This window comes from Streptomyces sp. NPDC058620 (assembly GCF_042717135.1).
In the GTDB taxonomy this organism is placed as follows: domain Bacteria; phylum Actinomycetota; class Actinomycetes; order Streptomycetales; family Streptomycetaceae; genus Streptomyces.
The window spans coordinates 35,632-60,154 of record NZ_JBHXQO010000041.1; the positions used below are offsets into that span (position 1 = coordinate 35,632).

Here is a 24,523-nt window from a genome sequence, read left to right on the forward strand (position 1 = left end):
CTCGAATGGCGGATCGGCCCCGCCCGGTGCGACCCCTCCGCTTCCCGCCGTCGTTGTGCTCAACAGCTCATGCACACGGCAATGTTGGGAGAACCTCATGCACCAGTCCGCCTATGAGCAGATGGAACTCTGCATCGAGGAGTATCTGCCCAGGACGCGCAGGCACCGCGTCGTCGACCTCGGGTCGCGGATCTCCGGCAAGCAGACCCGTACCCACAGGGGACTGCTGGCGGGCCACGACATCGACTACTTCGGGGTCGACGTCCTCGACGGGCCCAACGTCGACGCCGTGATGAAGCGGCCGTACCGCATCCCGGCCAAGTCCCGCAGTGCCGACGTCGTCCTCTCCGGGCAGGCGTTCGAGCACATCCCGTTCTTCTGGGCGTCGATGCTGGAGATCGCCCGCGTTCTCAAGCCCGGTGGCTACGCCTTCATCACCGCGCCCTCGCGCGGCCATGCGCACGACGCCCAGGACTGCTGGCGCTACTACCCCGACGGCTTCCGCGCGATGGCCGCCCACTCACGGCTGGAACTCTGCGAGGCGTACACCGACTTCCCGCCCCGCAAGGGCATCTGGCACGACTACCGGGGCATCGGCAAGGGCGCCTACTGGGGCGACTCCGTGGGGGTCTTCCGCAGGCCGCAGCGCTATCCCCGGCTGACAATGTTCGCGGTGCGGGAGCTGACCGTGTGGTGGGCCAACCGGGTCGGCGGAGTGGAGGCGGTCCCGCTGCCGCGCCCGCTGGACGGCCGCGAGCGGTGCGGGCGCCCGGCCGACGTACCCGCACCGGCAGGCGTACCCGCCCCGGCCGAGGTCCCCGCGTCCGCCGAGACCGGATCCTGACTCCATGGTCCAACAGGGGCAAATCAATGACAGGTTGACGAAAGATGACATGAGTCGCAATGCGCGCGTACTGTCCCGGGGCATGGCTTGGCGCAACGCCGTCAACGGCGTCCTTCAGCAACTCACCGGGTACCAGCTCAGGCGCGTGTCCGTGCCCGCTCCCCGCACCGCCACGGCGGCCCCGGCAGCCGCCGCCCCCGCCGCCGCGGCGCCCGCACCGAAGCCGAAGGCCAAGGCCGGTCCGCAGTTCCCGGCGGACTACGACGACGAGGCGAAGGACATCATCCGGGCGGTCAAGCCGTACTCGATGACCTCGCCGGAGCGGCTCAACGCCTTCATCCTCGCGACCCGCCACATCGCCCGCCACAACATCCCCGGCGACATCGTCGAGTGCGGTGTGTGGCGCGGCGGCTCCATGCAGGCGTGCGCGAAGACGCTCCTCTCGCTGGGGGAGACCGAGCGGGACCTGTACCTCTTCGACACGTACGAGGGCATGACCCCGCCCACCGAGGAGGACCTGCGCCGCGACGGCAGGTCGGCGCGGGAACTGCTCGACGCGCAGGGCAAGGACCGGCCGATCTGGGCAGTCGCCTCCCTGGAGGACGTGAAGGCCGGATTCGAGAGCGTGCCCTACCCGAAGGAGCGCGTCCACTACGTGCAGGGCAGGGTCGAGGACACCGTCCCGGACCGCGCCCCGGAGCAGATCTCCATCCTCCGCCTGGACACCGACTGGTACGCCTCCACCAAGCACGAGCTGGAACACCTCTACTCGCGCCTGGTGAGCGGCGGTGTGCTGCTGATCGACGACTACGGCTACTGGCAGGGCTCGCGGCAGGCCGTCGACGAGTTCCTGGAGAAGACCGGCGAGCGGCTGCTGCTGCTGCGCATGGACGAGGGCCGCATCGCCGTCAAGCCCTGAGCTCCGCCGGGAACCCCGCCAGCCCCGTGCCACACCGGTACGGGGCTCGGTCGTTTTATCGACTCCCGGCCGCCGGGCGTCACCCGAACGGCTGTCGTCGGGTGACCGGGGCCCGGCCGGGGTTGTTAGCCCCCGGGGTACGTCCGGCCCCGATGCGCCGGCCCCGTCCCAGACCCCCAGGTTGTCCGTCCGGAAGGATCGTGCACAGCGCATGGCACCCCGCCTCACCGTCGTCGTCCCCCTTTACAACGTCGAGGAGTACCTCGGTGCCTGCCTGGACTCGCTGGCCGGACAGACGATGCCCGACCTCGAAGTCGTCATGGTCGACGACGGCTCCACGGACGGAAGCGGGCGCGTCGCCCGGGAGTTCGCCGCGCGGGACCCGCGCTTCCGGCTGATCACCCAGGAGAACGCCGGGCTCGGAGCCGCCCGCAACGCCGGGGTCCGGGAGGCCCACCGGGACGGGGAGTTCCTGACGTTCGTCGACAGCGACGACATCGTGCCCCCCGGGGCGTACGAGCGGATGCTCGCCGAACTGAGCCGTTCCGGCTCCGACTTCGTCACCGGCAACGTGCTCCGCCTCCGTGCCAACGGCGTACTCGAACAGTCGCCGATGTTCCGCAAGCCGATGGAGAAGCCGCGGTCCGCCACCCACGTCACCCGGGACTGGGTGCTCCTCGGCGACCGCATCGCCTGCAACAAGGTCTTCCGCAGATCCTTCTGGGACCGTCATGCCTTCGCGTTCCCCGTCGGCGTCCTGTACGAGGACATCGCCGTCGTACTGCCCGCCCACTTCCTGGCACGGTCCGTCGACGTCGTCGAGGAGCCCGTGTACCACTGGCGGGACCGCGCCGGCTCGATCACGACGCGGCGTGCGGTGCCCCTGGGCATCCGCGACCGGGTCACCGCCGTCTCCACCGTCAGTACGTTCCTCGCCGGGCGGGGCATGACGGAGGCCAAGCGCCGCTACGACGGGCACGCGCTCTCCGGCGACCTCTGGCTGTTCATCGACGCGCTCCCGGACGGCGACGCCGCCTTCCACGAGGCGTTCCTCGAACACGCCAACGCGTTCGCCGCGACCGTCGACCCGGCCGTCGTCGACGCCCTTCCCCTGCACCTGCGGGTCAAGTGGCAGCTCATCCGGGAACGCCGGATGCCCGAACTCCTCGCCCTCCTCGCGTACGAGAAGTCCGACCGCGACACCTTCCACGTCCGCGGCCCGCTCCGCCCCCGCGCGCAGTACCCCGTCATCGAAGGACCGCTGCCGCACCGCGCCACCGCCCTGAGCGGCACCGACCTCCCCGTGCACGCCCATCTCACCGAGGCCGTCTGGCGTGATGGGCTGCTGCGCCTCAAGGGGTACGCCTACGTCCGCAACGCACCGGGACGCTCGGCCGGCACCGGCTGGCTGCGGTCCGGGCGCCGCGTCCTCCCGCTGCGCCTGCGCACCTTCCGTACGGACGAGGCGGCCGCCCGGTCCGGACGCACGCTGCACCGCTACGAACGGTCCGGCTTCGAGGCCGTCGTCGACCCCCGCAGGCTCGCCGCCAAGGGCGCGGGGAAGAGCGGCCGCACGACCTGGAAGCTGGAATCCGTCGTCCTCGGCGGCGGCCGCCCCCGCCGCGGTCCGATGCGGCTCCTCGGCAACCCGGCGGCGCCCGCCGTCATGTACGCCGGTGAGCGCACCCGGATCGTCCCTGTCCTGTCGGGCAACAAGCTGGAGCTGCGCACCGACCGGATCGACGCCGTCCTCGTCTCGCACACCGCGACCGCGGAAGGCGTCCGGATCGAGGCGCGGGTCCTCGACGGAAGCGAGCCGACGGCCCTGCGCGTCCAGGAATGGCGCACCAAGGAGACCCGGGAATTCCCCCTGGGACTCAGCGGGCCGGACGGCGCGGCGGCCGGCACGGTCGTCGCCGAGGTGCCGCTCACCGCCTTCCGCGGGTCCGACGGGGTGTGGGGCGTCCAACTCGTCGGCGGGAAGCGCCGGCTGACGGTGGCCGCCCGGCCGGAGACCGGCTCCGCGCGCTACCCGCTCGCCGGTGGCCGCGAGCTCTACGCGGCGGCCAACCCCTCCGGCGACCTGGTCCTCACCGACCGGAGCGTGCAGCCCGTCGTCGAACGGCTCTCCTGGGCGGACTCCGGGGAACTCGTACTCGAAGGCAGCCTGTCCGGCCCGTACGACAGCGGCATCGAGCTCGTCCTGCGCCACAGCGGGCACCAGGAGGAGACCGCCTTCGCGGCACAGACCGTGGCGGGCGGCGCGACGGGCGGGTTCCGGGCCGGGCTGGACCCGGATGCCGTCGACGGGCTCGGCGGCACCCTCCCGCTCTCCGAGGGCCGCTGGTACCTCTTCCTACGCGAACCCGGAGAAACCGACCCGGACTCCTACCTCCCGCTGCGGGCCGCGATTCCACTGCACGCCGGCCTGCCGCTCCGCCGGGAGCACGGCGCCGGCCGGCCCTTCACCCTGGAGCGGCGCTTCCACGACCGGCTCGTCCTGGAGTCGGGCAGCGCACTGCCCGCAGCGGAGCGGGGCGCGTACGGGCAGCGCCGACTGCGCGAGCGGTACGCCACCCTGCGCGGCGGGGGCGGGCAGCTGCATCCGGCCGTTCTGTACAGCAGCTTCGACGGGCGGCAGTTCTCCGATTCGCCGCGCGCGATTTACGAGGAGCTGGCCCGCCGCGACAGCACGCTCGAACACCTCTGGGTGATCCGCGACGAGCAGGTACGCGTCCCGGCCGGGGTACGGACGGTCGCCCTGCACAGCGCCGAGTGGCACGAGGCACTGGCCCGCAGCCGCTGGATCGTCTCCAACACGCACCTGCCCGAGTGGTTCGAGCGGGCCGACGGCCAGTTCGTCGTGCAGACCTGGCACGGCACCCCGCTCAAGCGCATCGGCCGCGATCTGGCCGGCACCCCGACCGCGGACGCCGCCTACATGGCGTCGATGCCGCAGCGGGCCGCCCAGTGGAGCGTCCTCGTCTCACCGAACACCTTCTCCACCCCGGTCATGCGGCGGGCCTTCGGACACACCGGTGCGGTCGTCGAAAGCGGCTACCCGCGCAACGACCTGCTGTACGCCCCCGACCGGGAGAAGGTCGCCGACGCCGTACGGGAGAGGCTCGGCATCCCCGAGGGCAAGCGCGTGATCCTCTACGCCCCCACCTGGCGCGAGGACCGGCCCAGACAGGGCGGCCGCTACGGGCTCGACCTCCAGCTCGACCTGGCCGAAGCCGAGAAGGAACTCGGCGAGGACAGCGTCCTGCTCGTACGCCGCCACTACCTGGTGGGCGGCAGCATCCCGCAGAGCGCGTTCGTCCGCGACGTGTCGCGCTACCCGGACGTCGCCGAACTGATCCTGATCAGCGATGTCCTGGTCACCGACTACTCCTCCCTGATGTTCGACTTCGCCGGGACCGGCCGCCCGATGCTGTTCCACACGTACGACCTGGAGCACTACCGCGACACCCTGCGCGGTTTCTGCTTCGACTTCGCCTCGCAGGCACCGGGCCCGCTGATCCCCACATCGGCGGGCGTGGTGGAGGCCCTGCGGGACCTCGCGTCCGTCACCGAGACCCATCGCGACGCCTATGCCCGGTTCCGTGAGTCGTTCTGCGACCTCGACGACGGAACCGCTGCGGTCCGGGTCGTGGATCTGATGCTCAAGGGGGAGCAGGTATGAGCACACCGGACTTCAGCTGTGTCGTCACCGGCGGGGGAGGGGCCGCGGCACTGCGGGCCTCCGTCGACTCGGTGACCGGCCAGAGCCTTCGGGCCACCGAGGCGCTCGTCGTCCTCGCCGCCGACTGCGACGCGGACACCCGGGCGGCGGCGGACAAGCTCGCCGCCGGCCGCCCGGAGCGGGTCCGCCTCCTCGTCGCGGACGGGACGGCGACCACCACCGGGGCCCTGCGCAACGCCGGGCTCGACGCCGCCCGCGGCCGGCACGTCCTCGTGCTCGGCGAGGGCGAACGCCTCCAGCTCCACGCCTGCCGCAACCTCTGGGAGGCCGCCGGACGCACCGGCGCGGACCTGGTGGCCGGCCGCTGGAGCCGGCTCACCGGGGAGGGCACGAAGGAACGGGAACCCTCCTGGCAGCATCAGCTGTTCGCCCGCTCCCGGACGCTCGGCCGCTTCGGCGACGCACCCGAACTGACGGTCAGGGACGCCCTGGTGACCGGCTTCTGCCTGAGCCGTGAGGCTCTGGAACGGCACGGCCTGCGGTACGCGGAGGACCTCACCCGCAGCGAGATCCTGTTCGGCCCCCTGGCCGCCGCCGCCGTCGGCCGGATCGCGCTCGTCCGCAGGCTGATCGTGACCGGACGAGTGGAGAGCGGGCAGGACGTCACCGGACTGCTCCGGGCCCACCGGAGCGTGTGCAACACACTGGTCGCGCAAGGGCTCCACGAACTGCGCGAGCAGCGGGAACGTGCCTTCGCCCTCGACCGGCTGGTGCCGCTCGTCCGGACGTTCCCCCGGCTGCCCGCCGCCGACCGCGACCGGATCACCGCCTCGGCCGCGGACGGCCTGGCCCACAGCGTCCCGGAGCCGGTCCTGGAGACCCTGCCGCCGCTCGAACGGGTCGCCGTCCATCTGCTCGCCCAGGGCGACGCGGACGGCGTACTCGCGGCGGCGTACGCGCTGAACCGGCCGGGTGCGGTGGCCGCCCCCCTCGTCACGGGCGACGACGGACGGGTCCGCTGGCCCACCACGGACGCGGCCCGCACGCCCCTCGCCGGCACCGGCACCGGCCAGGGAGCGCCCGCCGGCGTCGACGTGACCGAACTCGGCCACCAGTACCGCGCGTTCGGTGAGCTGCGCCTGATGAACCGGCTCACCAGGTGCACCAAGGACGAGGGCCGGCTGCTCCTCGAAGGACACCTGGTCCTGCCCGCCCATGCGGACCCCGGCCCCGAGCTGCCGCTCAGCGCGGAGCTGGAGTTCCGCGTGCGGGACGGCGCCCGCGCCTTCCGCTTCCCGGTCGGTGAACTGCGCCGGGAGGCCACCGGCATCCACTGGCGCACCCACGCCGACCTCACCCGCGTCCTGCGCCCCCTCGGTGCACGCGACACACTGTGGGACGCCCGCCTTTTCGTCGAGGCGGGCGGGACGCGGTCCGTCAGCGACCTCTTCGCCGCCCACGACCTGCTCGACCGGGTGGACCGTTTCACCGCCCGGCCCCGGCTCGGACGGCTCGCCGGGGACACCTGGGAGCCCTACGTCACGCTCAAGGACCACCTGGCGCTGCGGCTCGTCCCCCGCAACCGGCCGGCCCGCGCCCTGCGCCGCCTGGTCCACTACGCCACCCACTTCCGTCCCGCCCGCAAGGCCCAACTCCTGGCGCGGGCCCTGCGCAAGAGGCGCGACCGATGGCGCTCGCGCGCCTTCAAGGCACCCGTCTACAACACCTGGCTCTGCCGGCTGCCCGTACGCAAGGGCTCCGTCGTCTTCGAGAGCCACATGGGCAAGTGCTACGGCGACAGCCCCCGGGCCATCCACGAAGAGGTGCGCAGACAGGGTCTCCGACTGCACTGCGTCTGGTCGTACGAGAGCTCCCCCAAGGGCTTCCCCGCCGACGCGCGGCTCGTACGGCGCTGGTCGTGGCGGTATCTGTGGGCCCTGGCCAGGGCCGAGTACTGGGTCGACAACCAGGGCTTCCCGCAGAATCTGCGCAAGCGCCCCGGCACCACGTACCTCCAGACCTGGCACGGCTCGGCGTACAAGCGCATGGGCTTCGACGAGACGCGCGTACGCATGCAGAACGCCCCGCAGCGCCACCGCCTCCAGGAGGCCGTGCACCGCTTCGACCACTTCCTCGTCCGCTCCGAGCACGATGTGCGCACCCTCGCCCGCGCCTACCGGCTCCCACCGGAGCGGCTGCTGGCGACCGGCTACCCGCGCAACGACGCCCTGTCGGCCGCGCGCGCCAGGGACGAGGCCGAAGGGCGGCTGCCGCGCCCGGCGCTCGCCGAGACCCTCGGCATCGCCGACCACAAGAAGGTCGTGCTGTACGCGCCGACGTTCCGCGGCGGTCCAGGGAAGCGCAAGCGGCGACGGCTCCCGCTGGACGTGGCGCGCTTCGCGGAGCGCTTCGGCGACCAGTACACGCTGCTGGTGCGGGCCCACTACCTGGAGGCGGCACGGCTGCCCGTGTGCCCGCCCGGGACGGTGCTGGACGTCTCGGCGCACCACGACGTCACCGAACTGCTCACGCTCGCCGACGTGTTGATCACCGACTACTCGTCGATCATGTTCGACTACACGCTGCTGGACCGGCCCGTCGTCCTGTTCGCGCCCGATCTCGACGCGTACGCCGCCACCCGGGGCAGCTACTTCGACCTGCGGGACAAGGCACCGGGACCGGTGGTGGAGACGGAGGACGAACTGTTCGCGGTGATGGGCCGGCTGAAGGCCACCGACACCGAGTTCCAGGAGGCGCGAGCCGCGTTCGCCGAGGAGTTCGGCCGCTACGACAAGGGCGACGCGGCCCGTACCGTCGTCGATACCGTCTTCGCCCGCCACCTCTCACGTACCGCCCGGGAGGCCGGCCGATGAGCCGCAGCCGAGACGTGTTCATCGTCTCCAACAGCACGGACGAACTCGGCGGAGTCACCGCCTGGACGCACCGGACGGCCCGGCTGTTCCAGCAGCGCGGACACCGGGTGCAGGTGGTCGGCATCCACGCGTCCGAGCTGAAGATGGCGCTTCCCGACGACGCCGGTTACCCCGTGACGGCCCTGTACCCGGCGCACCCGCCGACCCCCTGGGCGCCGAAGAACCTGCGGGACCGCTTCCGGGTCCCGGCCCGCCGCCGCGAGGCCGCCAGGGTCGGGGAGAAGCGGCGCGCGGTTCAGCGGCTCTCCGGGATCTTCCGGACGGCGAGCCCCGGGGCGGTCGTCATCGTCACCCAGGTGTGGGCCATGGAATGGGTCGGCGAGGCCGACACCTCCGGCCACCGGGTCATCGGGATGAGCCACGAGTCGTACGACTACTCCCGGGCGAGCCACCGCTACCGCTGGATCAAGCACCACTACAGCGCCCTGGACCGCTGGCTCGTCCTCACCGAGGAGGACGCCGACATCTGGGCGGGCGACGGCATGAACAACGTCGGGTTCATGCCCAACGCCCTGGCCGGCCTGCCCGAGGTGCCCTCCCCGCGCACCGGCAGGAGCGTGGCGAGCATCGGCAGGCTCAGCGACCAGAAGGGCATCGACATGCTCCTGGACACCTGGGCGCTGGTGGCCCCGCAGCGGCCGGACTGGCGGCTCAGCGTGTACGGGGCGGGTGAGGACGAGGCGGAACTGAAGGGCCGGTGCACCGAGCTGGGCCTGGACGGCTCGGTCGAGTGGAAGGGGCGGACCGACGACGTGCCGGGAGCCCTCGCGGACGCCTCCGTCTTCGTCCAGTCCTCACGCGGCGAGGGCTTCCCGCTGGCGCTGATGGAGGCGATGGCGAGCGCGGTGCCGTGCGCCGCCTTCGACTGCGCGCCGGGCGTGCGGGAGATCGTGCGCGACGGCGAGGACGGCCTGCTCGCCCCGGCCGGGGACATCGGTGCCCTGGCCGACCGTCTGCTGCGGCTGACCGGCAACCCCCGGATGCGGGACGCGATGGGGGAGCGGGCACGGACGAACGTGCGGCGGTTCTCCGAAGCGGAGATCGTACGGCGCTGGGAGGAGCTCTTCGCCTTTCTGGAGCGGTGAGGAAGGGGCCGGGCCGCAGACGTTCACCGGTCCGGCCCCGATGTTCTGCTTCCGGCCTCAGTCGCCGGACGGGCTGGATGCCGCAGCCCTCGGCGGGCTCGTCGCCGCCCGCACCGCCGCCTGCCGGGGCAGCGTGCCCACGGGCCGCCGCTCCTTGAGCGGGACGGGCAGGGGCAGCCCGGCCGTCTCGCCCAGGAAGACCCGGCGCACCACCCGCTCGGCGGCGTACCCGTCGTCGTACGGACAGAAGCGGGCCCTGAACGCCGCCCGCAGCTGCGCGGACCGGGAGCCCCGCCAGTGGTCCGTGGTGAAGATGTCGAGCAGTTCGTCCTGGCTGCGCGCGACGGCTCCCGGCGGAAACGTCTGCAGATCGAAGTAGGTCCCCCGGGCCGCCTCGTACGCCTGGCTGTCGTCCAGGTGGATGACGAGCGGACGGTCCAGGTTGGCGTAGTCGAACATCAGCGACGAGTAGTCGGTGATCAGCGCGTCCGAGGCGAGGCAGAGAGCCTCGAGCGACGGATGGTCGCTGACGTCGATGATCCGGGGATGCGGGGTCCGGCCGGCCGGGGCCTTCGGAGCGCTGTACAGGTAGTGGGAGCGGGTCAGGACGACGAACCGCGGGCCGAGGACCTGGACGAGCCGCTCCAGGTCCAGGGTGTGCTGCTGGGAGCGCCGGTAGTCGCGGTGCGTCGGCGCGTACAGGATGGCGGTGCAGTCCTCCGCGATGGCGAGCGTCTCGCGCAGCCGCGCCACCTCCTGCGGGCTGGTGCGGTGGAAGACGTCGTTGCGCGGATAGCCGTACTCCAGCGTCGTGTAGCCGGACGGGTAGGTCCGCTCCCAGACGAGCGTGGAGTGCAGATTGGCGGAGAGGGAGAAGTCCCATTTGTCGATGTTGCGCAGCAGCTGGTCGAAGTCCGTGGACCCGGCCGCCGCCGGGCGGTCCACCAGATCCGTCCCCATCGTCTTCAGCGGTGTCCCGTGGTGGGTCTGCACGAGCACCTGACCGCGTCTCTTCACCAGCCGCCGGTCGAAGTTCACGTTGTTCACGAGGTACTTGGAGCGGGCCAGCGCGGTCCAGTAGCGGTACGTCCCCGGGTGCAGCCGGCGCGTGCCGGGGGGCACGGTGTGCGCGTGCTCGGGGCGGCAGATCCAGGAGGTCCGCAGGCCCGGGACCAGCTCGCGGGCCTTCGCCTCGATCGCCGCCGGATTGCAGGCGTAGCCGCGGTTCCAGTAGGCGGCGAACACCGCGTCGTGCGGACGGACCGGCAGCCGCAGCTGGATGCGGTAGTGCAGCTGGAGGAGCGCCCCGCGCACCACGTGGCGCAGTGCCGCTGCGCGCAGGCGCAGCACGCCGCGCAGTTGCTGCGCGGCCCACAGCAGACGGTACGTACGGTGGGCGCCCAGCCGGAACAGCCCGTGGCGCAGCCGCGCGCGGCGCGGGACACGGGCGCCGGGCGTGTGGTAGCGGACGCAGTGGGCACGGGCGCGGCGGAAGAAGTCGGCGCGGGTGCCCGGCGGGAGCCGGCCGTGCGAGGTGAACAGCGTCGAGAAGTGGTCGAGCATCCGCCGGAACATCGCCGGCCGCCAGACGGCGAGTCCGGGGCGCGCGTCGATGAACGCGAAGACCCGGTCGTACTGGTCGAAGACGTCGAAGTGGCGGCGGCTGGTGGTGGAGAGGATGTTGCCCCGCCGCCGCTGGCGGTAGCCGACGCACACGGTGTCCAGGACCGCGATCGATCCGGCGGCCATCAGCACCGGATAGGTCCAGGGCGTGTCCTCGTAGTAGCCGGGCGGGAAGGTGAAGCCCTCGGCCTCCACGAACTCACGGCGGTACGCCTTGTTCCAGACGACCATCAGGACCTTGAGCAGCCCGGGCCGGTCGGCGAGCCGGAAGGAGGGGGGACCGGTCTCGGCGAGGTGCGGGGCGAGCTGGTTGCGGACGGTCTCGCCGTTCCAGTACACCCGGGTGTAGTCGTAGACGAGGACGTCGGGGCCGCCGGTCGCCGCGATCCGGTCGGCGATGGTCTGGAGCGCGTCCGGCAGGAGGGTGTCGTCCCCGTCGAGGAAGATCAGGTAGTCCCCGCTCGCCCTGGCGATACCGGCGTTGCGCGCGGGGCCGAGGCCGGTGTTCTTCGGCAGATGGACGACGTCGAACCGGTGGTCGCGGCCGGCGTACTCGTCGGCGATGGCGCCGCAGGCGTCCGGTGAACCGTCGTCGACCACGATGATTTCGAAGTCCTTGAAGGACTGGCCCGACACCGAGTCCAGGCACTCGTGCAGATACGCCTGGACCCGGTACGCGGGCACGATGACACTGAACCGGGGCACAACACATCCATGGGTCGGTCGCGGGCGGCAGGTGGCCCGCAAACGGCCGAAGGAGTGACAGGGTTACGCCAGACGTGGCATTCGGGGGACATACGGGGTGGAGCGGCCCGGTTATGGGTAACGGGGCCGCTCCGTGTTGACGCGCCCCGCAGGGCGCCGTGCCGGGTGGTTACTTGACGGCGCCCGCCATCACACCGGACACGAACTGCCGCTGGAACGCGAAGAACACGGCCAGCGGAATCACCATCGAGACGAACGCGCCGGGCGCGAGCACATCGATGTTGTTGCCGAACTGGCGCACCTGCTGCTGGAGCGCCACGGTGATCGGCGGGGACTCGGAGTCGGCGAAGATCAGCGCCACGAGCATGTCGTTCCACACCCAGAGGAACTGGAAGATGCCGAGGGAGGCGATCGCGGGTCCGCCCAGCGGCATCACCACCCGGGTGAAGAGCCTGATCTCGCCCGCACCGTCGAGCCGTGCTGCCTCCAGCAGTTCGCGCGGGATCTCCGCGAAGAAGTTCCGCAACAGGAAGATCGCGAACGGCAGACCGAAGGCCGTGTGGAACATGATCACGCCGAAGGTCGTCTCGAAGATCCCGATGGTGCCGAAGAGCTCGGAGACCGGGATCAGGGCGACCTGTACGGGCACGACCAGCAGCCCGACGACGATCAGGAACCACCAGTCGCGGCCGGGGAACTCCATCCAGGCGAAGGCGTACCCGGCGAGCGAACCGATCACCACGACCAGGAACGTGGTCGGGACGGTGATCATCACCGTACTGAACAGGGAATCGGTGATGACCGAATTGTCCAGCAGTCGCTGGTAGTTGTCGAAGGTGAGCTCGGAGGGAGCGGTGAAGATCTTCCACCAGCCGGTCGCCGCGATGTCGTCGGCGCTCCGCAGCGAGGAGAGCAGCAGCCCGATCGTCGGCATCAGCCAGAACAGGCCCACCAGGATCAGGAAGACCCGCATCACCCCGCCACCGGCACGGGCGGCGATCCGTGCGCCGAGGGACTGCTTGGCCTTCACCATTGGCACTGTGGTCACCGGCGCCCCTCCTTCCGTATCCGGCGGATGTTGAACAGCATCACCGGGATCACCAGCAGCAGCAGCAGGACGGCGATGGCGCTGCCGATCCCCAGGTCGGCGTCCGTACCGAACGAGGACCGGTACAGCTGGAGCGCCAGTACGTTCGCGTCGTCCTGCGAGGACCCCGGCGCGATGATGAACACCAGGTCGAAGATCTTCAGGACATTGATCATCAGGGTGACCAGCACCACCGCGAGGACCGGTGCCAGCAGCGGCACCGTGATCCGGCGGAACACCTGCCACTCGTTGGCACCGTCCACCCGGGCCGCCTCCAGGAGTTCACGCGGCAGACCGGCCAGGCCCGCCGCGATCAGCACCATCGCGAAGCCCGCCCACATCCAGACGTAGCTGCCGATGATCCCGGGCGTCACCAGGGACGGCCCGAGCCAGTCGACGCCGTTGTACGGCTCCGAGAAGTTGGACGCCGGGAGCCGGACCTGGGCGCCGTCGGCCGAGGCGGGCAGGGTGAACGTACCGTCCGCGCCCGCCGTCGCCGACGCGATGACCTTGCCGTCCCTGACCGCCTCGACCTTGAGGCCCTTGAGGCCGAGCTCCTTGGGATCGACGGTGTTGGGTGTGCCGCCGCCGCCCTTCGTGAAGTCCAGCCAGGCTGTGCCGGTGATCTTCCCGTCCCCGCCGCCGGCCGCCTTCGCCGGTGCGGCGTCGCCCGGCATCTTCGCCGGGGCCACGCCGACCAGCGGGATCAGGACCGGCTCACCGGCCGTCACCGGCTGCTTCGTGACGAACGAGCCGCCGCCGCCCGCCTTCAGCGGATGGACGGGCAGCGGATGCGCCTTGGGGTAGCCCGACGACTCGGCGAACGTGTCGTGCACCCCCACCCATACGGCGTTGGCGACCCCGCGCTCCGGGGCCTGGTCGTACACCAGCCGGAAGATGATGCCCGCGGCGAGCATCGAGATCGCCATCGGCATGAAGACGATCAGCTTGAACGCCGTACCCCAGCGGATGCGCTCGGTCAGGACCGCGAAGATCAGCCCGAGGGCGGTGGAGATCGTCGGTGCGAACACGACCCAGACCGCGTTGTTCTTGACCGCGGTCCGGATGGTGGCGTCGGTGAACAGGGCCTTGTAGTTGTCGATCCCGGCGAAGCCCGTACCCGCCTGGTCGAAGAAGGACCGGTAGACGGAATAGACGATGGGATAGACCACGAGCGCGCCGAGAAGCACCAGCGCGGGCAGCAGGAACACCGCCGCGAGGAGCTTCCTGGTACCGGTCACGCTCCTGGTCGGACGGCGACGTGGACTCTGGTCGGCGGGGGGCACCGCGGCGGTGCCCCCCTTGGCCGCTGTCGTCATCCCGTCAGCTCTTGTACGCCTTGGCCGCGTCGGACTCCAGCTTGGCTTGAGTCCCCGCGATGTCCTTCGGGTTCTTCAGGAAGTCCTGGAGCGTCTTCCACTCGCCCTTCCCCGGGGTACCGCCGAACGACTGCGGTGCCTGGTCGGACATGTCGAACCGGACGTCGTCTCCGGCCGCGACCAGGGCCTCGGCCATCTTGCGCTGTACGTCGTTCGGATACGCGGCGGCGTCCAGGCCCTTGTTCGGCGAGATGAACCCGCCCGCCTCGGCCCAGATCTTCGCCGCGTCGGTGGAGGCGAGCCAGGTCAGCAGCGCCTGGGCGCCCTTGCTGTCCTTGAGCGCCACCGCCGCGTCGCCGCCCGTCACCACGGGGGAGTCGGCGCCGACCGCGGGGAACGGGAACACCTTGGCGTCCGTACCGATCTTCGCCTTGGTCTGCGCGATGTTGATGGAGACGAAGTCGCCCTCGAAGACCATGGCGCCCTTGGGCTGGTCGCCGCCGGTGAACGTCTGCGTGACGGACGTCGGGAACTCCGTCTGGAGCGCGCCGTCCGCGCCGCCCGCGATCAGGCTGGTCTTGCCGAAGAGCTCGGCGAGCGTGGTGAGCGCGTCCTTCACGGACGGGTCCGTCCACTTGATCTCGTGCTGCGCCAGCTGGTCGTACTTCTCCGGCCCGGCCTGGGAGAGGTAGATGTTCTCGAACCAGTCGGTGAGGGTCCAGCCGTCCGCGCCGGCGACCGAGACCGGGGTGACACCGGACGCGGAGATCGTCTCGGCCGTGGCCAGGAAGTCCTTCCAGGTCTTCGGCTCACTCGCGCCCGCGTTCTCGAACGCCTGGGCGTTGTACCAGATCAGGGACTTGTTCGCGGCCTTGAAGTACACCCCGTACTGGGTGCCGTCCACCGCTCCGAGGTCCTGCCAGACCTTCGCGTAGTTCTTGCTCAGCTGGGCCTTCGCCTCGGGTCCCACCGGCTTGGCCCACTTCTTCTCCACGGCCTGCTGGATCGCGCCGACCTGCGGAATCATCGCGACGTCCGGCGGCTGGCCCCCCGCCACCTTGGTACCGAGGAAGTTGACGATCGGGTCCTGCGCCGGGACGAAGGTGACCGACGCTCCCGTGCGCTTCTCGAACTCGTCGAGCACCTTGGTGAAGTTGGCCTGCTCGGGCCCGGTCCAGACCGCGGCGACCGAGATCTTCTCGCCGTCCAGTTTCGGTAGTACGACGCTCGACGGGCTGGTGGTTTCCTTGGCGGAGCCCTTGCCCGGCTTGTCCTTGCCGTCGCTGTCACCACCGCAGCCGGTGAGGGCCAGTGCCCCGACCGCGGTGCATACCAGTGCGGCCCTACGCATGCGAAGGGTTGTGCGCATTCCTGCCCCGTCTCTCCTGCGCGCATGTGCGCGGAGCGTTGGCCAAGCCGTTGGGCCTGCCCGGCCGCTCCGTGCACATGTCGTGCGTTCATTGCGTACACGTCGTCCGTGCCCACAGTCCTACGCCCGGGGCACGGGCGCCGCAATACCGTGATCGGGCCCAACCGGCTGATCGTGATCGGCTCGTGACGTCGCCTCAGTGAACCGGGTGGCCGGTTCGGATCATGGAGTCAGGAGGGGAAGGGGAGGAGCGGGGGCAGTCTTTCCGCGTTCACCGAACGGGCCGCCCGCTCCAGGGCGCTGGCCAGCAGCGCGAGGTCCGTCGGTCCGTTGCCCAGCTCGCGCACGGGCCGACGGGTGGGCGGATCGCCCATCCGCTCCCACTCCAGCGGGACGACGGTGGGGCGCAGCGTCGCCGTACGGGGAATGCGGCCGGTGACCCGGCCTCCCTGGAACGGTGTGACCCGACCGTCCGGATGCCCCAACCGTCCCCGGCCCGGCGCGGGTTCGTCCGGGGACGGCGGAACGGCCGGTGCGTCCAGGATGATCCGCAGCCGGGCCCCTCGGGCCAGCTCGGTGTCCTCCGTGCGGTCCGGGCGTGCGGACGTGGCGACCAGGTGGACGCCGAGCCGTCCGCCGTCCCTGGCGACGGCCTCCAGGGCGCGTACGACGGAACCGGCGGCCGGGCGGCCGGGGCTGCCGAGTGCGGGGGCGACCAGGGCGTCGAAGTCGTCCGCCAGGACGACGAGCCGGGGCAGCGGGGAGGGGCCGGGGTCCGCGGTCCGCGCGGAGGGCCTCAGCCGCAGGGTGCCGGCGGCCGACGAGTCCAGGTCGCCGCGCTGTTCGGCGGCGCTCGGCGGACGCCGGCCCACGGTCCGCTGCCCCACCTCGTGCCGTGCGTGCCACTCGGCGAAGTCCAGCGGGCCGAGCAGCTCCGCCCGGCGCTTGAGCTCACCGCCGAGGGCCTGGGCGAACTCCCGCATCCGCACGGGATCGGAGGCCACCAGGTGGGTGAAGACGTGCGGGAGCTCCGTGCAGGGCCGCAGGCCCTCGCCGCGCTCGCTGCCTGCGCCGTCGATGAGCAGGATGCCGAGCCGGTCGGGCCGGGCCGCGGCGGCCAGCGAGGCGGCGACGGCGCGCAGCAGCTCGGTGCGCCCGCTGCCCGCGGGTCCCTCGATCAGCAGGTGCGGCCCTTCGTCGGCCAGATCGACGCTGAGGGCCCCCCGGGGTCCGGCCCCGAGCACGACCACGGGCCGCCCGGCGTACACGCCCGGCCCGCCCGAGCCCCTGCCACCGGAGTCCCCGCCCGCCCCCGCGTCGCGCTGCTGCGGCTGCGCGGCGGTGCGGGGGTGGGGGGTGCGGCCCGAGTCGCGGGAGCCCGGGTAAGGCGTACGGCCCGAGCCGGTGCTTTCGGAGCCCGGGTAAGGGGTTCGCTCGGAGTCGGTGCGTGGATACGGCGTGCGTTCCGAGCCGGTGCGGTCCGTGCCCGGGTACGGCGTACGGCCCGAGCCGGAGGTGTCCCCGTCCGGGGACGTGCGCTGCGGGCCGACCCGGGCGGCCGTGCTGACGGTGCGGCCCGAGCCCGGGGTGTCCAGCTCCGACGCCGAAGGGCCGGGCGGGGCGGCGGGGCGCGTCGCGCCCGGCTGCTCCTCCGCCGTGGAGGCCCAGCGCGCCATCAACGACGCCGGGGTGGCCCTCGCCAGCCCCAGCTCGTCCAGCAGCCGGGCGGACGGCGGAAGCGCCGCGGCCATCGGGCGGCCCGGCAGGGCAACGGAGCCCTCCTCGCGCAGAGGTGCCAGCGCCCGTCCGAACCGCTCGGCCCAGGCCACCGACACCGCGTCCACGGCCGCCACCGTGCCGTGACCTGCCGTCTGCCCGCCCGCCGTACGCAGCACGCGCAGCGCGGTCGCCACGTCGCCGCTCAGCATCGCGACGGCCCCGCACTCCCGGAACGCGATCGAGGCCCGGCACGCGGCGTCGTACGTCGCCGCGACCGGCGACGTCGGCGACGAGGCAGGCGTCTCGGCCAGGCAGATCAGATGGATACCGGCAGCCGCCCCCGCACCGGCCAGCCGGGCCGTGGTCTCGCGCAGCGCCGAGGAACCGGGGTCGCCGTCGACGATCACCACGGTGTACGGCCCCGTGTGCAGCCGGGCGGCCTCGGTGACCGCGGACCGGTCGACGCTCGCCCAGCCGGGACCGAGCTGCCCCTCGTCCAGCCGGCGCACCAGCTCCGCCGTACGGGCCGTGGCCTGCTCCCGGTCGTAGGCGAGGAGCAGCCGGCAGTCCTGCCCGTGCATCGGCCGCAGGTGCGGCAGCCAGCCGAGCCACGCCCACTCCCGCCGGCGCTCGTCCGTGCTGCGCGCGCGGTCCGTGCTGATCAGCACGATCTCCAGGTCGAACGGGGAGTGCAGCGCGGCGAGCTGCGCCACCGTCGACCGGGCCAGTCCGGCCAGCCGGGACCTCGGCCCCGCGAGGCCGAGCGAACCGGCCTCCCGCAAACCCACGGTCACCGGAACGGCAGGCAGCTCGGCCCGGTCGGTCGTCCCCAGCCGCACGACCAGCGCCTCGGGATGCGCGGTGTCGCGCTCCCACAGGCGCGGGCCGGGCCCGAGAGCGGTCAGCAGCACAGCCGCCGGGTCGGGCCAAGTGCCCTCCGGGGCGGTGGAACGCGGAGGCAGCGAGGAAGAAGGGGAAGAAGAAGAGGAAGGGATGGGGCGTGCCTCGTCGGCCTGCCCCGCCGTGTCGTTGGCCGCCTCGGCCCTGCCGCCCGCGAGCCGCCTGGCCCAGGCGCCTATGCCGCCGCGCCGGGGCGTCTCGCCGGTGAGGTGACGGGTGCCGTGCCCATGGGTGACGGAGGAGTGCGCCCCGGCGGTTCCGTACCGCTCGTGGCCCGGGTGGTCGTCGTGTCCGGCCGGACCCGGGCCGCCCGGGGAAGGGGCCTCGTCCCACCCGTGCGCCGAGCCGTCCCCGTACCCGTGGCCGTCGTCGTACGCCGCTTCCCCGTGCTCCGCCCGATGCGGGGCATGGGTGACGGACGCCCGGTTCACCCGGAGGTGGCCCTCGCCGTCCGGGGCGGTCGGCAACACGGGCGTACGGGTGCCCGAGGTGAGCCGGAGCCTCGATTCGCCGAGCCGCAGCAGTGCGCCGGGGTTCAGCCGGACGGGCCGGTCGTGGACGTCCGTACCGTCCAGGGATGTGCCGTTGGTGGAGCCCAGGTCGGTCACCGAGACCCGGCCGTCCTCGGAGACGGTCACCGCGCAGTGCAGCCGGGACACGTCCGGGTCGTCGAGCGGGACGTCCGCGTCGGCGGAACGGCCGATCCGGATCTGCCCGCCGTGCAGCAGGTGCACCCCGCCCGCGTCGGGTCCGGCGATCACATGCAGCTGCGCGGGGACGGCGTCGTCCGCCGCCTCGTCCTCGCCGGGCACCTGGAGCGAGAGCACCGCGCCGTCCACCAGAGGGGGCTCACCCAGCGCGATGCGCTGCGCGTCGAGCCGCTCACGTCCGGCGAACAGCACCACCGCGCCGCCGCCCATGGAGCTGTCGGGACCCGAGACGGCCGCGGCCAGGCCGGAGGCGACGGCGGCGAGTGCGGTGCCCGCGGGCGCGGTGACGAGCACATCGCAGGCGCGCGCCGGGGTCGGGGTCTGGCCGCTGCGCGGCGCGAGGACGGTCAGCCGGATCTGCATCGCCGTCAGCGGTCCCTTCTGCGCGGGCGCCCGGCAGGGGATGATGACCTGTGATTCCCCCCACCCGGCACGGACGCGTCGTCCGGTACAGGTCGTCACGTACCGCGAGGCTCCCGACCCCACAGTTCCGTGCTGGAGGCATCCTGTCACCTGCCACTGACAACACGCCCGGGGGCCAGCATTAAGTGATCTTGAAAGGTCGGCTGTGGACCTAAAAGTGCCTGCTTGGTCGCTCTCGAAGCGCCGCGCGAGGCGCCCGCCGCACTCCGGGAAGCCGTTCCGTGCGCCCGTTCGACAACCATTCGCGCATGGGCCGCGTCTTCACCCCTACACACTCCAGGACACACAGGACACGGCAGGAACACGACCGCACGACGACCGGCCGGCAGCCCGTTCAGCGGCATTAGAGTGGGCCGGAACATCCGGGCAGGCCCGGCGGACGGCAAGCACCACGATCAGCAGGGAGCGCATGACGTGCGGCCTGTAGGCAGCAAGTACCTCCTGGAGGAGCCGCTCGGACGCGGCGCCACCGGCACCGTCTGGCGAGCCCGCCAGCGGGAGACCGCGGGTGCCGAGGCGGCCGTCGCGGGCCAGCCCGGCGAGACCGTCGCGATCAAGGTCCTCAAGGAGGAGCTCGCCAACGACGCGGACGTCGTGATGCGGTTCCTGCGCGAGCGATCCGTGCTGCTCCGGCTGACCCACGAGAACATCGTGCGCACCCGGGACCTGGTCGTCGAGGGGGATCTCCTCGCCCTCGTCATGGACCTGATCGACGGCCCGGACCTGCACCGCTATCTCCGCGAGAACGGCCCGCTCACGCCGGTCGCCGCGGCGCTCCTCACCGCTCAGATCGCGGACGCGCTGGCCGCCAGTCACGCCGACGGCGTCGTACACCGCGACCTCAAGCCGGCCAACGTGCTGCTCGACGAGCGCGACGGCCGGATGCACCCGATGCTGACGGACTTCGGCATCGCGCGGCTCGCCGACTCCCCGGGCCTGACCCGGACGCACGAGTTCGTCGGGACGCCCGCCTATGTGGCGCCGGAGTCCGCCGAGGGCCGCCCGCAGACCTCCGCCGTCGACATCTACGGCGCGGGCATCCTGCTGTACGAGCTGGTCACCGGCCGCCCGCCGTTCGCCGGCGGCACCGCGCTCGAGGTCCTGCACCGGCACCTCAGCGAGGAGCCGCGCCGCCCCACCACGGTCCCCGCACCGCTGTGGACGGTCATAGAGCGCTGCCTGCGCAAGGACCCCGACCAGCGGCCCAGCGCCGAGAACCTGGCCATCGCGCTGCGTACCGTCGCCGCGGGCATCGGCGTGCACGCCAACTCCGCCCAGATCGCGGCGGCCGACGGCGTGGGCGCCCTGCTCGCCCCCGACCCGGCGCCCGCAGCGGTCCCGGAGACCTTGGGCGCGGCCGACGCCACGCAGGTACTGCCGAGCAACGCGGGCTCGTACGACCCGAACGCGTACGACCCCGCCGCCGCGACCAGCGTCATGCGCCAGAACCCCGGCCCGCACCATGGACAGGGACAGGGATACGGCCAGGGAGCGGGCGGCGCCGATCCGACCTCCGTCATGCCGCCCGTACCGCCCCGTCCCGACGGCCCCCCGGAGCCCGACGGCCCGCACCCCTGGCAGTCGCAGCTCCAGGCGGCGCGTGACCGCAACGAGCAGACGCAGGTCCAGTACCTCGACCCGAACGACGACCCGCTGCGCCGCCGCCCGCAGCGCCAGCAGCCGCCGCCCCAGCAGCCGCAGCAGCGCCAACAGCGGCAACAGCGGCAGCAGCCCCCGCAGCGACAGCAGTACCCGCCGCAGCAGCAGCCCCAGCGCTACCAGCAGCCGCAGCAACAGCCGCAGCAGCGTCAGCAGTACGCGCCCCCGCAGCAGCCGCCGCCCCAGCCGCCGGCTCCCCGCCAGCCGAGGCAGCGCAGCTCCAACCCGATGCGGATCCCGGGACTCGGCTGCCTGAAGGGCTGCCTGTTCACCGTGGTGCTGCTGGTCGTCGCGAGCTGGCTGATCTGGGAACTCACACCGCTCCAGGACTGGGTGGCCCAGGGCAAGGGCTACTGGGAGGCGATCGGCGACGCGATCACCACCGTGACGGACTGGGTCTCGGAGCTGGGCAACGCCGCCGACAGCGTCGAGAACGGCGGCAACTGACGCCGGAGAACGGCGATTCTGTAGCTTTGTCGACTTCTGCGGGCCGATTTCGCCCGCAGAAGTCGAGGTTGGCACCATCCTGGGCACGCAACACCCCGATCGCCGCGTAACTTTGTCGACCGGGGGTCCAACGCCAGCCGCTGAGGGAGCAGTCTTGGCACGGAATATCGGCAGCCGGTACACCGCCCACCAGATTCTGGGGCGCGGCAGCGCCGGCACGGTGTGGCTCGGCGAGGGGCCGGAAGGCCCCGTCGCCATCAAGCTGCTGCGTGAGGACCTCGCGTCCGACCAGGAACTCGTGGGCCGCTTCGTCCAGGAGCGCACCGCCCTGCTCGGGCTCGACCATCCGCACGTCGTCGCCGTCCGCGACCTCGTGGTGGACGGCACCGACCTGGCGCTCGTCATGGACCTCGTACGCGGGACCGATCTGCGCACCCGTCTCGACCGCGAGCGCAGGCTCGCCCCCGAGGCCGCGGCCGCGATCATCGCGGACGTCGCCGACGGCCTGGCCGCCGCACACGCCGCAGGAGTGGTCCACCGCGACGTCAAGCCGGAGAACATCCTGCTCGACATGGAGGGCCCGCTCGGCCCCGGCGGCTCGCACCCGGCCCTGCTCACCGACTTCGGCGTCGCCAAGCTGATCGACACCCCGCGCCGCACCAAAGCCACCAAGATCATCGGTACGCCGGACTACCTGGCCCCCGAGATCGTCGAGGGCCTCCCGCCGCGCGCCGCCGTCGACATCTATGCCCTCGCGACCGTGCTGTACGAGCTGCTGGCGGGATTCACCCCCTTCGGCGGCGGCCACCCCGGGGCCGTCCTGCGCCGCCACGTCACGGAGACGGTCGTCCCCCTCCCGGGCATCCCCGAGGAGCTCTGGCAGCTCCTCGTCCAGTGCCTGGCCAAGGCACCGGCCTCCCGGCTGCGCGCCTCCGAGCTCGCGGCCAGACTGCGCGAGCTGCTTCCGCTGCTGGGCGGCATACCGCCGCTGGACGTGGACGAGCCGGACAACGAACCGGAACCGCGGACCTACGACGAGCAGCAGTACACCCCGGCCGCCGAGCAGCCCCGCCGCCGCGGCGCCGTCCCCCTCGTACCCGGCTCCTCCCCGGACTCCAACCGCGACACCCACACGAGCATGCGCGTCCCGGCCCCCGACGAACTGGCCGGAGGCCCGCTCGGCACGGCACGCGCCCCCCGCGCCCCGGGCCGTCCGCGCCCCGGCTCCGCCCGCAACAAGTCGGCCGCGGTCCGTAAGCGACGACTCACCCTGGGTGTGGCGGCGCTCGTCATCGGTGCGGCGGTGGCCGTCGGCAGCTGGATGGCGACCGCCGACGACAACTCGGACGCACCCCCCCAGGACACCAGGAACTCGGCGCCCACCTCGCCCTGGGGCGAGCCCGAACCGAGGCCGGGTTCCGGGTGAGGGACAGCTTCACTCCGCCAGCCGTTACGCTGGACCCGTGGCAGTCGTCGATATTTCCGAAGAGCTGAAGTCCCTCTCCTCCACCATGGGGTCGATCGAGGCCGTCCTGGACCTGGATGCGTTGAGGGCGGACATCGCCGTGCTCGAGGAGCAGGCTGCGGCGCCGTCCCTCTGGGACGACCCGGAGGCCGCACAGAAGATCACGAGCAAGCTTTCGCACCTCCAGGCCGAGGTCCGCAAGACCGAGGCCCTGCGTGGCCGTATCGACGATCTCGGCATCATGTTCGAGCTCGCCGAGGACGAGGGCGACGCGGACGCGCTCGGCGAGGCCGAGACCGAGCTGGAGTCCGTGCGGAAGGCACTGGACGAGATGGAGGTCCGCACCCTCCTCTCCGGCGAGTACGACTCGCGTGAGGCGCTGGTCACCATCCGTGCCGAGGCGGGCGGCGTCGACGCCGCCGACTTCGCCGAGAAGCTCCAGCGCATGTACATCCGCTGGGCCGAGCGGCACGGCTACAAGACCGAGGTCTACGAGACGGCGTACGCCGAAGAGGCCGGCATCAAGTCGACCACCTTCGCGGTCGAGGTCCCGTACGCCTACGGCACGCTCTCCGTCGAGCAGGGCACCCATCGGCTCGTCCGGATCTCGCCCTTCGACAACCAGGGCCGCCGCCAGACGTCCTTCGCGGGCGTCGAGGTGCTGCCGGTGGTCGAGCAGACCGACCACATCGAGATCGACGAGTCCGAGCTGCGCGTCGACGTGTACCGCTCCTCGGGCCCTGGAGGCCAGGGCGTCAACACCACGGACTCCGCGGTGCGTCTGACCCACCTGGCGACCGGCATCGTCGTCTCCTGTCAGAACGAGCGCTCGCAGATCCAGAACAAGGCGTCCGCGATGAACGTCCTCCAGGCGAAGCTCCTCGAGCGCCGCCGCCAGGAGGAGCAGGCGAAGATGAACGCGCTCAAGGGCGACGGCGGAAACTCCTGGGGCAACCAGATGCGTTCGTACGTCCTGCACCCGTACCAGATGGTCAAGGACCTGCGTACGGAGTTCGAGATGGGCAACCCCGAAGCGGTCTTCAACGGCGAGATCGACGGTTTCATCGAGGCCGGTATCCGCTGGCGCAAGCAGAGCGAGAAGTAGCCCCACGCACCGAGCAGTTGAGCCCGGCCGGCCGTCCGCCGCCCGGGCTCTTCCGCGTTCCGGCGCAGCGGGAATTGGGGGGACGGCGTGGTGAATGCGTCACAGTCGTGGTTCCGAATGCCTGTCAAGAACCCTCATAACGGTGCGCATTACACGAAACGGCCTTGACGTAATCCTTAACTCTGGACAGGGTGCTCAAGCAGCATGCGTATGTCTGGGACGGGTGTGCGGACGGGGGCGGGCGGGATGGCCACGGCACGATGTGGCCCTGCCGAGAGCGCAACCCCGCAGGGCCGTGGCCCCGCATATGGCTGCTCCATATTCAGAACGGCTACTGGGGGTAGCAGCAGATGACCAAGAAGACGCGAGTCCGCGTCGCGCGGATAGCCGCAGGTGCGGTAATCGCCGCGGGCGCCTCGCTCACCGCTGCCGGTGCGGCGCAGGCCGTCGGTATCGGCGTTGACGTCGCCGGTCTCAGCGTGAAGGCCGAGGCCGACGAGAGCGGTGTCGAGCTCGACGCCGGCCC

At 71.9% G+C, this 24,523-nt stretch carries 13 protein-coding genes; 8 read left to right on the top strand and 5 right to left on the bottom strand.

Features of this window, described 5'->3' with window-relative positions:
* The first annotated feature begins 97 nt into the window (after positions 1-97).
* From ACFWSK_RS28355 to ACFWSK_RS28375, 5 genes are all read left to right on the top strand, one after another.
* Entirely contained in the window at positions 98-844 is a 747-nt protein-coding gene (locus tag ACFWSK_RS28355) for a methyltransferase domain-containing protein (RefSeq protein ID WP_383791994.1), read from the top strand.
* 49 nt (positions 845-893) lie between these two features.
* Positions 894-1,763: a TylF/MycF/NovP-related O-methyltransferase gene (locus ACFWSK_RS28360; protein WP_383791997.1), complete on the top strand. Its 870-nt coding sequence runs from the start codon at positions 894-896 to the stop codon at positions 1,761-1,763.
* Between the two features lie 211 nt (positions 1,764-1,974).
* On the top strand, positions 1,975-5,448 hold the full coding sequence (locus ACFWSK_RS28365) for a CDP-glycerol glycerophosphotransferase family protein (RefSeq protein WP_383792000.1): 3,474 nt from the start codon (positions 1,975-1,977) through the stop codon (positions 5,446-5,448).
* Complete coding sequence (locus ACFWSK_RS28370) at positions 5,445-8,321, top strand: CDP-glycerol glycerophosphotransferase family protein (protein ID WP_383792002.1); 2,877 nt, start codon at positions 5,445-5,447, stop codon at positions 8,319-8,321. The genes ACFWSK_RS28365 and ACFWSK_RS28370 overlap by 4 nt, the downstream gene beginning before the upstream one ends.
* A complete protein-coding gene (locus ACFWSK_RS28375) occupies positions 8,318-9,466 on the top strand; it encodes a glycosyltransferase (RefSeq protein ID WP_383792004.1) in 1,149 nt (382 codons plus the stop codon). The genes ACFWSK_RS28370 and ACFWSK_RS28375 overlap by 4 nt, the downstream gene beginning before the upstream one ends.
* A gap of 57 nt (positions 9,467-9,523) precedes the next feature.
* Here the strand turns inward: ACFWSK_RS28375 and ACFWSK_RS28380 are convergent, their stop codons facing one another.
* From ACFWSK_RS28380 to ACFWSK_RS28400, 5 genes are all read right to left on the bottom strand, one after another.
* Positions 9,524-11,794 (bottom strand): CDP-glycerol glycerophosphotransferase family protein, encoded by a 2,271-nt coding sequence (locus ACFWSK_RS28380; RefSeq protein WP_383792007.1) that lies wholly within the window; start codon positions 11,792-11,794, stop codon positions 9,524-9,526.
* 169 nt (positions 11,795-11,963) lie between these two features.
* Positions 11,964-12,827, bottom strand: coding sequence for a carbohydrate ABC transporter permease (locus tag ACFWSK_RS28385; protein WP_383792032.1), 864 nt, complete (start codon positions 12,825-12,827; stop codon positions 11,964-11,966).
* An 11-nt stretch (positions 12,828-12,838) separates the two neighbouring features.
* Positions 12,839-14,200, bottom strand: a complete 1,362-nt coding sequence (locus tag ACFWSK_RS28390) for a carbohydrate ABC transporter permease (protein WP_383792010.1) — start codon at positions 14,198-14,200, stop codon at positions 12,839-12,841.
* Between the two features lie 4 nt (positions 14,201-14,204).
* A complete protein-coding gene (locus ACFWSK_RS28395) occupies positions 14,205-15,569 on the bottom strand; it encodes an ABC transporter substrate-binding protein (protein WP_383792013.1) in 1,365 nt (454 codons plus the stop codon).
* Between the two features lie 230 nt (positions 15,570-15,799).
* Positions 15,800-19,261, bottom strand: coding sequence for an FHA domain-containing protein (locus ACFWSK_RS28400; RefSeq protein ID WP_383792035.1), 3,462 nt, complete (start codon positions 19,259-19,261; stop codon positions 15,800-15,802).
* 474 nt (positions 19,262-19,735) lie between these two features.
* Here ACFWSK_RS28400 and ACFWSK_RS28405 point away from each other — a divergent pair, with 474 nt between their 5' ends.
* The 3 genes from ACFWSK_RS28405 (at position 19,736) to prfB (ending at position 23,997) form a co-directional block, all read left to right on the top strand.
* On the top strand, positions 19,736-21,427 hold the full coding sequence (locus ACFWSK_RS28405; protein WP_383792016.1) for a serine/threonine-protein kinase: 1,692 nt from the start codon (positions 19,736-19,738) through the stop codon (positions 21,425-21,427).
* A 154-nt stretch (positions 21,428-21,581) separates the two neighbouring features.
* On the top strand, positions 21,582-22,853 hold the full coding sequence (locus ACFWSK_RS28410) for a serine/threonine-protein kinase (protein ID WP_383792018.1): 1,272 nt from the start codon (positions 21,582-21,584) through the stop codon (positions 22,851-22,853).
* Between the two features lie 37 nt (positions 22,854-22,890).
* On the top strand, positions 22,891-23,997 hold the full coding sequence (prfB, locus tag ACFWSK_RS28415) for a peptide chain release factor 2 (protein ID WP_383792021.1): 1,107 nt from the start codon (positions 22,891-22,893) through the stop codon (positions 23,995-23,997).
* The last annotated feature ends 526 nt before the right edge of the window (positions 23,998-24,523 follow it).